We start from the raw sequence: 306 nt of genomic DNA, 5'->3' as shown, positions 1-306 counted from the left end.
CTCTTGCTGCTTTAAATACTTGAGTTTGACCGACGGCTCACCTACCAATGCCCATGCTGAGGTATTTAGCGCGTAGCCGTCTAGCTGAGACTGAAATGCTTGAGAGTAGCTGTTGTTGTATTTATATTTATTGCGGTAATAGAGCAAGTGAGTGCCTAAGCCATACGCGATAGACCAACGTTGGGTTAAATGGTTTTGAACCCCGAAAAAGCCATACAGGCCCAATACTGAGTCTTTATTCGGATTCACACGACGGTCAGAGGTCACTTCCGGTGAGATTTCAATATCCTGTTCAGAAAGCGCATA

Annotated in this window: 1 protein-coding gene; it reads right to left on the bottom strand. The window is 45.1% G+C overall.

Annotated features, from left to right (window positions below):
* The coding region (locus AB4486_RS27140; RefSeq protein ID WP_372119886.1) for a Solitary outer membrane autotransporter beta-barrel domain at nt 1-306 on the bottom strand (306 nt) is incomplete at both ends.

It is taken from the genome of Vibrio sp. 10N.222.55.C6 (assembly GCF_041473395.1).
Classification (GTDB): Bacteria; Pseudomonadota; Gammaproteobacteria; order Enterobacterales; family Vibrionaceae; genus Vibrio; species Vibrio crassostreae_C.
Note: the sequence above shows the minus strand (reverse complement) of the source record. Positions and strands in the feature narration are given on the sequence as shown.